The sequence below is a fragment of the Steroidobacter sp. genome (assembly GCF_036402275.1).
GTDB lineage: Bacteria > Pseudomonadota > Gammaproteobacteria > Steroidobacterales > Steroidobacteraceae > Steroidobacter.
The window spans coordinates 212,612-221,203 of the sequence record NZ_DASWTF010000036.1 but is presented as its reverse complement, the minus strand read 5'-3'; the positions used below and the strand labels follow the sequence as shown (position 1 = coordinate 221,203).

Below are 8,592 nucleotides of genomic sequence, written 5' to 3'. Positions count from 1 at the left end.
TGGTGTCAGTGAGCCATTCCTAGTTTGATCACGGTTGCGGGTCGGCGAATTGGCCAGCGATACGAGACGTAGTAGCCGATGGCATCGGGCGGATGATCGTGTCCACTCGATTTGTCAGGCTCACCATTGCTGTCATACGCCTGCTTTTCTAGGGACTCCACGGCAATCGGGCAACGGTCCTGGCTGATGCGATACCCACGCTTGCCGTCACGGTGAATCATTGCATTGAGCGATATCACTCGATCCTTCACCGCTGGGTTGGCGGGATTCACGCAGACCTGAAACTGAGCCTGACGAAGCAGCGCAAGGTCTGACTCACTGGCATTCGTCGACTTGCGGCTCTTACCGCTCGCGTCCGGGTAGACGAGGATTGGGTGTCCTTTCCAGCGCTCCTGGAGCATTCGGATCATCGTCGTCGTGTCGAGCACCTTCATGAGTTCGTCGATCCCGTGCGGCTCGCCATCCCGCTGCACGTGAATCACGGAACTCATGTTGCCGACGTTGAAGTCCATGCCGACGTGCAGCGGTTCGCCTGGCGCCGCCACGACCTTTGTGTCGTTGAGGTCGCGGTGAAACTCCGGGTACACGCACCCCGCAGTTAGATTGACGAACAGCCCTTCGAGATACGCCTGCAGCAGGTTCGTCGGATAGCTGTCCTGCAGGGACGGAATGTAGTCCGCAGGCAGGTTGCGAGCGTTCGAAAAGGTCGATGCTCGTATCAGCCGATAACCCGGCGCCGGACTCTTGTGCCAGCGCTCATACATGAACCGGAATCCTTCCGGGGTCGACACAGCGGCTACCGTATTTAACGCGCTGTCGGGCTTCTTCTGCCTGTTGCGCGCAATGATCTTGTTCCAGACCAGCCGCGCCTTGTTCGTGGGCAGCGTGTCGAGCTCGTCGACCACGGCGTCCGCGTGCTTGTAGCCGACGATGAGTGCAGGGTCGTCCATCGACCGGAAGATGATCCGGCCGGCTCCGCGCACCTCGATCGCGTGGTCCGACTTCTTGATCGTCCCGTGCAGGGACATCAAGTCCATGACCTCCATGAAGGCCGGATAACCGACGCTCTTCACCAGATCCTTCGTCGGCAGGTAATAGCCGACGTCGAGCTTCGGGTACTTGGCCTTCAGCACCAGCGCGCGGACGACACCGCCGACGGTCTTGCCCGATCCGAATCCCGCACACAGGCAGGGGAATCGGTCGGGCGCGCTGATGAAACTATGCTGAGGGCGAGTTACGTGAAAAGGCAGCACGCGCCTCTCGCTCAGCGTCATCAGCGTCCGGGTACGGCGTGATGCTGATCACCGGTGGCGGCGCATTCAGCAAATCGAGTTCGACTTTTTCCTTGAGCAATCCGAGCAGTTTGGCGAGCTTCTCCAGCGCCTCGACCTTGTTCCATGCCTTGATCTTGAGCACGTCGCCGACTCTGGTGCGTGCTTCGCCCCGACCCTCGAAATTCGCCTCGACCTCGATCGAAGACACAAACGCTGCGACATCGTCCGGCAGCTGGTCGATGCGGACGAGCTCGCCCTTTTCATTGAACAGAGATTTGAGATTTCCGAATGCGATCAGCGACAGCTCTCGCGCAATCTGCTCGGCGCGAATCTGAGTTGCCTCGCTCAGGTTCTTGCGCCGCTCCGTGAGATACGCCCGAACTTCAGCCCGTTGCAGCATCCGATACGCGCGATGAGCGAGCTGCTGCGGCTCGCCCTTGCTGCCGATGCGGCGCATGGCCTCGGCGCCGCTGACGCCCGTCAGGTACTCATCTGCGAATCGCTGTCGGCGGCGCGTGAGCTTTGGCAGCGCTGGCGTTGCTTCGTCACTCGTCTCGGTGGTCATTCAACCCTCGGTTGAATCGTTGGAGCCGTCGCCGCGCGACAGCCAAGGAATCACTCGACTTGGTCGTCGAGAATGGTCCAGTCGATCGCGTAGTCCTCGATGGACGCGTCCGAATACGGCACGCGAGCGATCACGCGATGCTGCTCGCCCTCGGTGCCGCCGGCGTGGTGGGCCGCGATCTGCAGCACGCTACCGACGACGGCGACAGGATTCGTGACCTCCATCTCATCAGGCCCAATCCACTGGATGGCGGACGGATTGCTGATCGTGCGGAACAAGCTGACGCCGGTGATAGGTCTGCGTGTCCAGATGATCGAGCCATCGGTCACCGGATCGGCACTCCATCGCGGCTCCTTGGTTCCCGTCGTGCCTTGGGATCCACCACCAACCACGGACGCGACGAACTCATACCCATACTGCTCGGAGTTGCTCTCCCGCGGCTCGTAGCCGAGCGCCAGCGCCATCTCCGCTGGTGCCGGCCGAACGCAGAAGCCCGCCGTGATGCGCATGATCTTGCGCCAGTAGTTAGTCGAGAACGGCGTCAGATCGAAGCCACGTTGCCGCGTCTCGCCTGCGTGCTTCTCGTCTTGGATGACGATCACGGTCACGCAGCAGCCCTCGCGATCAGAACAGTTCGTGGATACACGGTGGTCATGACGGTGTACGGGATTGAGCCCGGCAGGCGATCACCGACTGCAACCGCGCTGGCAGGCGTTGCAACGGCCGTGGCGCCGCCGCCGACGGCGAACACGTCGCCCGATGCTGAAGCCTGCGCCGGTGTCGCTGTGACGCCGACCCCGTCGCCTTCGGCGATGACGATGTTCTCGCCGACGCCCGTTGCAGGGGTCGCCGTCGCTGAGGGCCCAGCACCCGACGCGGCCGCGCCCGCCTGGACCGATCCGGACGCGGGCGTCGCGGTAACCGATGGACCAGCGCCAGTCGCGATGTTTCCTGCCGCCGCTGTGCCGCTGGCCGGCGTTGGTGCGACATCCGGCGCATCACCTGCAATGTTGACGCCGCCGTACAGGCTCGCATCAGATGCACTCGCGGTCGCCGTCGCGCCACTCGGGAAGACCTGGGCGCTCGCATCGAGCGTGATGGAGCGCTGAACCTCGCCCGTGCCGTCTTGGTAGAAGTACGTGTAGGTCCCGTACTCGTTCGCTTCGACTTCACCGTTCGGCGCGATCCGAAATCCGTTGCGTGTCTCGTGGCGGATTGTGTCGCCAGGCTGAGGCGTGCCATCGAAGTTGCCCCAGGGCTGACCAAAGCCGTAGAAGATCGAGCCCGGCGCATTCAGGATCGGCGCTGCGACTGTGACGAGCGCGTAACCGAGAGCAGAGCCCGTCGCAGCTGAGGCTGCATCGGTGACGCCTGCGCCGCTCGCATTACCGGCTGTGCCAGTGAAAACAGTGGCGTTGCTCGCGCTCGCCGTGGCAGTAGCGCCAGCGCCGGCGGCATTCGCTGCGCCAGGCGGATCGAGCAGGTCATAGAGATAGTGCCCGCCGCTCGCTCCGCGCAGATCGGAAAGCAGCGGCATGCGTCAGCCCTCCGTCTCAGGCGTAGATAGGCAGCTTCTCGCCGGCCCAATAAAGATCCGTGCCGTCAGCAGCGAAGAGCGTGCAGAAGACGGTGTCGTCACTATCGAGGCTACCCAGATTGATGGCCTGCGATAGTTCGCCGTCCACGTCGGTGGCGACCGATGTGATGATCTGGTCCGGTGTGCCGACCGAGCTCGGTGGCCGCGGCGATCGCCAGACGTACAGCGTCATGCCCGAAGCCTGAACAGGGTCGCCGTTCTCGTCGAAGAAGAAGTTCACGCCCGTGAAGTCGAGCGTCGCACTCGCGATGATGCGCGACACTGCCTCGCCATCTGCATTCGACTCGTCGTCATCATTCACCACGAAGACATATAGCGTGGCGCCGAACGCGAACGAGCTGAGCACTGCCGTGAAGTCGATCGATGTGTCGCTCCACGAGGTGATTGTTTGCGCGATCGCAGCGACATCATTGACGTTGTCGGTCGGGGAGACAATGACTTGGCCGGAGCCCTGCGACGCGCCGAACCCGGTGCCAGTGATCGTGACGCCGGTCTGGCCGTGCGTGAGCGTGACATCGTCGATGCTGTCGATCGTGACGCTGCTGCCACCGGCATCGTAGGCCGTGTAGCTCGTGATGGTCGCATTCGCCGGCAACGGCTCGGCGTACAGGTCCGCGATGAAAAAGTTATCGAGGTGAAATACGGCGTCGTTTCCGTCCGTGTTGCCGATCCTCAGCCCATTCGTGTTAACCAAGTTGGCCGGCGCAGTAAACGGATTCTCGTCAAGAACGGAATCGATCAACACGCCCGAGCTGTTGTACACCTCGAGCGAGCGTAAGTCGTTCGCGTGATCCCACCGATACGCGACGGTGTACCACGTGTTCGTCGTGATGCCGGCGCCGTCAGTGGTCAGTTGACTTTCGCCTGTTCCCTCAAGGTTTGTGATGACGCGAATCTCGCCCGTCGCCAGCGCCTGGAACGTAATACTGCCGTCAGTGCCACTGATGTTGCAGATCCCTTGCACGGCACTTGGAGCCGTCGTGATTCGCAGCGAGAAGGCACACGCGCCGAGCAGGCGGTTGACCATGTCGGTCGAGGTGTCGAAGCGGTACTGATTGCCACCGCTCGCAGGAAACAAGCCGCCATTCGTGCCAACTCGGGCCGCCGTGGTGCTGAGGCTAGCACTGCCGTTCGCCGTGGCAGTGTTATCGGCGGAACCGTTGACGTGATCGTGAGTGGCGTCGAGTGTCGTGCCCTCGAAGCGCCAGAAGAAACGTACGGCCATTACGCATCACTCCGAGCGCCGACGCGCGTGGCATCGGTGATCTGCCAGCCTTGATTGATCGGCGCCGATGTGGATCCGCCCAGGAGGCCCAAGAAGTCCGTGCCCGCATTGCGCGCGGGGCTGCCGGCCTGCAGCTCAAAGTTCCTTCCCGCTGCATCGACCACCAGCGGATCACCCTGCTGGCCATTTGCATCACACGGCAGACCTTCATAGCCCGCGAGCGACTGCCACCCGGTGAACGATCGTGCCCCGCCTGAATCGTCGTAGTGCGTCGTGTGTCCGTGGTAGCGGTTGCGATCGAACTGCCCGCTCGGTGCGCCGACCGTGGCCCAGTTGCTGAACTCGATCTCGATGTTCTTCGTGTTGTGCAGGAATATGTTATTGCGCACGGCGAACAGCGGCCGGAACGGGGGAACGATGTCCGCGCCCCAACGCCACGTGAGGCCGGCAAATCCGCTGTACGCGAAGGTGTTGTTGACGATGATGACACCGCTGGTGCCGTTCGGGTTGACGGGCGGATTGATCCAGAACGCCTGTTCCTGGCAGTCGTAGACGAGGTTGCCAAACCACCAGGCCGCGTCGGTGATGTTTGTTCCCGTGTGGTGCGTGTACTGGAACATGCCGCGACGGCGAATGTTCTTTACCAAGTTCCAGCCGTAGCGCGTCGCGCGGAACGGCATACCGGACTGCTCGCCTTTCTGGAAGATTCCGATACCCCTGATCGTGTCGAGCGTGCAATGAAGGACCTGGAAATCGTCGACCTCGTAGTGTTCGATGCCGCTCCAGAGTTGCGTGCCAGACGCAGAGCCGATGTTACGAATGGTGGTGTCGAGGACTCGGCACCGGGCTGCGTTCTGGTGATACACACCTCCGCAGTTGGTGCTGGCGTCAGTGACCACACCAGCCGATTCGCCATCAATCAGCGATCGCGACAGCGTGACGCCGTCGGATTCCCAGCACGAATACTGAAAATTCTCGCTGCCCGGCGCGTTCGTCCAAGTCGGGATAGAAATCCGGTCGAACACGACGTTGTCGACGAGGTAGGTGCCAACGATGGAGCCAGCGCCGCCAACGCGACGGAATCTCGGATAGTCGGAAGCGCCTGGCGCGTTGGGGTTTTCGGCCCCTGACCAGATGACGCGATTCGCTTGTGTGCCGCCGATGCGGGGGCCCCAGTAAGCAAATTTGCTGTTGCTGGGATGATTGAGCGTCGTGTCCCAGTTACCGGCAATCAGGCGCGCGTGAAAGTGGTTGCCGTTTGCGTTGAAGTTCAGGAGGTCTGCGGGGCTGAGCGGATCCGCTTCACTGCCAGTGTGTCCGGTGCCGGTCTGCGTTGGTGATGCGACATGCGTGACCGGCCCGTAGTCGTAGTTGGAGGCACCCGATCCGCTCGCAAATCCCAGCGCAGCCGCAACCGCGACACTTACGCCGGCGCCGCTCGGCAATGGCTTGTCACCGAGCGGCCAACGCGCGTAGAAGCGCCCGTCAGCGCTGCGTTGTCGTACGCCGAAGGTGATCAGAGCGCGCGGACTGCCCATCGTCAGGCCTGCGGCGTCTCCGAACTTCCAACTGGTACGCCGTCGCTCTCGCTGGCCGAAGGCGTTTGTGTCTGCGCCGCCTGCTGCTGCTCGGCCGCGACGGCCGCCTGGTACTCGCGCTCGAGCGCGGGCATCTGCGCGTTCAGTTCCTTCTGCGTGTTGCGCCGATCCTGAATCTGGCGATCGAGTTCGACGCGCTTGCGGTTGATCGTGTCGATCTCCGCTTTGATTTCAGCCGAGGTCCTCACAGCAGCGAGCCTCAGTTCTGAATTCGCAACGGCGAGGTCACGGTCACCGCGAATGTTGCCGCTGTGGAGCTCACGTCGCTGAGGAAGTCCACGTACATCACCAACTCATCCGCGCTCGACGCCCCGCCACGATATTTGTAGACGACCATCGCCCTCGCAGTGATCGTCGCCGTGGTCCAGCTTGGGCCCGTAACGGTGATGTCGTAGCGGTGGTTCGTTGTGTCGAGCGAACCGCTGACCGTGCACGTAGTCCCGCCCGCGGTGTAGCCGGTGCCGGTGACCTCATTAGTGACATCGTCGCGCCGGTTGTGCGTGCCCTTGTTCGGCGTGTAGCTCGATGTGACGAGCATGCAGCGGAACGTGTCGCTGTTGACCGCGATGTTCCCGGAGAAAATATCTCCGAAGAACGAGTCGTAGATCAGCGAAGCTGCATTCGCGCCGGCCGACGCGAGCAGACCGATTGCAACGATCGCGGACGCGACCAGACCTCGGAACGACTTCCGCTTCATGAGAATCACCTCGGGGTTTACGTGTTAGATCAATTCGCCGGCAGCTCTGCGAGCGAGCGGCCGATCACGAAGTCGTCGATATACACCGTAGACGAGCCAGGTCCGTTGACCGTCGTCGGCAGACGAAACATCGTGTGACCGCGGCGCTGATTCTCGGGAATGGGCCAGAAGAAGTTCGCAGTCTGGCCACCGCGCCAGTCGGAAACCTTGGTCCAGGCCGACTGGCCGAGCTCGCGCACCCATGCCTCATACGTGCCCTGCGCGCCGCTGGTGTCGAAGTGCAGCCGGACCTGATACCAGCGGCCGCCAGCCAGTGGCGTCGAGACAAGGTTCTGCTTCAGCTTCGCCTTGTTGGTCGGATACTCGGAGTCGCCGCGGTTGTCGGCGTTCTGTGCTTCAACTGCGAGGAAACGTCGCGACGAGCCGTCGCCGCTGGTATTGAAGCCGCCCGAGCCCCACATGAACAGCCAGCCGAGATCCGGCCCCCAGCTGCACGCGTAGTGCCCGCTGCACGGGTAGATGGTCTTGTCTCGCGTGCTGAAGCGGCTCTCCGGCGTCGCATAGGTCCAGAACTGGATCCAAACATTCGCAGGCAGCACTTGCGCAGTCGAGCCCTCGCGGCCGAGCTGCAAGTAGTAGTCGGTCTGCGAGTACGGTATGCCCTGCATCGGCGTCGGGCCCGGAACGCTTTCCAGCACCAACACGCGGGAGCCCTTCGCCGAATTGTTCTGCGTGTAGACCCACCCGCCGCCGCGGGCCGCGCTCGCATTATTGGCTTTCACGCCGTTCCAGCCGCGCTGGCCGAACAGCGAATCGGCGTTGGTGATGTTCCTGCCAACCTCGTATTCGAAGTTGTCACGGAACAGCGGCTCGGGCCCGGACGTTGGCGTGCATGCCTCGGGGGGCCACGCGACCGGCGACCAGGTGATTTCACAACCTGGATACGGGCTGACGGTTGCTCGCTGGGTCCACGTGCCGCTGTATCCACTCGGACACTGATGGACGCGATCAGCTGGCGCAGAGTTGCAAGTCGGAGGCGTTGCCGGACAACCGTCGGGCTCTGTAGATGGGACGGTAGGACATTGGTCCATGGAGTCCGGCACGCCATCCGAATCTGTATCGACAGGTACGCAGCTCGCCGGCGGCGTGGTCGGCACCCACTCTCCCTCGACCGCGCAGGCCGGGTAAGGCGCTGCGGTCCAGGACTTCGTCTGCGTGTAGGCGCCCGTCGTCCCTGACGGGCATTGAACAACGCGGCCCTCGGGCGGTGGCAACGCCGGGCACGTCGGATTCGGCTTGAACGTGGCGAGGACGTGCAGCACATCGTGGCACTGAAAATCGTTGGCGCCGGACTCGCGAGTCTTCCCCTCCTCCTCCGCGGCGGCATCCGCACGGTCGATGCACTCCTGCTTCGAAGTCGGTGCGGGCGGAAGGTTCACTTTGCCACGCCTCACCTGGTAGGTGGTGTGGGTGCGGGTCTCGACGGCGCCGTGCACGACAGGCGCGCACAGCAACGCGATCGCCAAGGTGGCGGCGACGGATCGAAACATTGCGAGGACCTCGCGGAAAAGAAAAAGGCCCGCATGGTTAGCGGGCCGGAGTGTCTGACGGCCCCCAGCCGAGGCCATCAGAAGGG

The 8,592-nt window shown here is 62.8% G+C and carries 9 protein-coding genes; all 9 read right to left on the bottom strand.

Going from position 1 to position 8,592, the window contains the following annotated elements; translation table 11 throughout:
* Positions 1-5 precede the first annotated feature (5 nt).
* Genes VGD45_RS20630 through VGD45_RS20590 form a run of 9 tightly spaced genes read right to left on the bottom strand, consistent with a single transcriptional unit; the run spans position 6 to position 8,506 of the window.
* Entirely contained in the window at positions 6-1,274 is a 1,269-nt protein-coding gene (locus VGD45_RS20630; RefSeq protein WP_331157236.1) for a terminase large subunit domain-containing protein, read from the bottom strand.
* Positions 1,219-1,839 (bottom strand): terminase small subunit, encoded by a 621-nt coding sequence (locus VGD45_RS20625; RefSeq protein ID WP_331157235.1) that lies wholly within the window; start codon positions 1,837-1,839, stop codon positions 1,219-1,221. Before VGD45_RS20625 ends, VGD45_RS20630 begins: the two co-directional genes overlap by 56 nt.
* A gap of 50 nt (positions 1,840-1,889) precedes the next feature.
* A complete protein-coding gene (locus VGD45_RS20620) occupies positions 1,890-2,447 on the bottom strand; it encodes a hypothetical protein (protein ID WP_331157234.1) in 558 nt (185 codons plus the stop codon).
* Positions 2,444-3,376, bottom strand: coding sequence for a hypothetical protein (locus VGD45_RS20615; protein ID WP_331157233.1), 933 nt, complete (start codon positions 3,374-3,376; stop codon positions 2,444-2,446). Before VGD45_RS20615 ends, VGD45_RS20620 begins: the two co-directional genes overlap by 4 nt.
* A gap of 16 nt (positions 3,377-3,392) precedes the next feature.
* Positions 3,393-4,661: a hypothetical protein gene (locus VGD45_RS20610; RefSeq protein ID WP_331157232.1), complete on the bottom strand. Its 1,269-nt coding sequence runs from the start codon at positions 4,659-4,661 to the stop codon at positions 3,393-3,395.
* Positions 4,661-6,199, bottom strand: coding sequence for a hypothetical protein (locus VGD45_RS20605; protein WP_331157231.1), 1,539 nt, complete (start codon positions 6,197-6,199; stop codon positions 4,661-4,663). Before VGD45_RS20605 ends, VGD45_RS20610 begins: the two co-directional genes overlap by 1 nt.
* 2 nt (positions 6,200-6,201) lie before the next feature.
* Positions 6,202-6,447, bottom strand: a complete 246-nt coding sequence (locus tag VGD45_RS20600; protein WP_331157230.1) for a hypothetical protein — start codon at positions 6,445-6,447, stop codon at positions 6,202-6,204.
* 11 nt (positions 6,448-6,458) lie between these two features.
* The gene (locus VGD45_RS20595; RefSeq protein ID WP_331157229.1) at positions 6,459-6,956 is read right to left on the bottom strand and encodes a hypothetical protein; all 498 of its coding nucleotides are present in this window, start codon (positions 6,954-6,956) and stop codon (positions 6,459-6,461) included.
* Between the two features lie 29 nt (positions 6,957-6,985).
* A complete protein-coding gene (locus VGD45_RS20590; RefSeq protein WP_331157228.1) occupies positions 6,986-8,506 on the bottom strand; it encodes a hypothetical protein in 1,521 nt (506 codons plus the stop codon).
* Between the last annotated feature and the right edge of the window lie 86 nt (positions 8,507-8,592).

Coding starts and splice junctions, on each gene's coding strand:
- VGD45_RS20610 (WP_331157232.1), bottom strand. CDS start 4,661: ATGGCCGTACGTTTCTTCTGGCGCTTCGAGGGCACGACACTCGACGCC.
- VGD45_RS20605 (WP_331157231.1), bottom strand. CDS start 6,199: ATGGGCAGTCCGCGCGCTCTGATCACCTTCGGCGTACGACAACGCAGC.
- VGD45_RS20625 (WP_331157235.1), bottom strand. CDS start 1,839: ATGACCACCGAGACGAGTGACGAAGCAACGCCAGCGCTGCCAAAGCTC.
- VGD45_RS20590 (WP_331157228.1), bottom strand. CDS start 8,506: ATGTTTCGATCCGTCGCCGCCACCTTGGCGATCGCGTTGCTGTGCGCG.
- VGD45_RS20630 (WP_331157236.1), bottom strand. CDS start 1,274: ATGACGCTGAGCGAGAGGCGCGTGCTGCCTTTTCACGTAACTCGCCCT.
- VGD45_RS20595 (WP_331157229.1), bottom strand. CDS start 6,956: ATGAAGCGGAAGTCGTTCCGAGGTCTGGTCGCGTCCGCGATCGTTGCA.
- VGD45_RS20615 (WP_331157233.1), bottom strand. CDS start 3,376: ATGCCGCTGCTTTCCGATCTGCGCGGAGCGAGCGGCGGGCACTATCTC.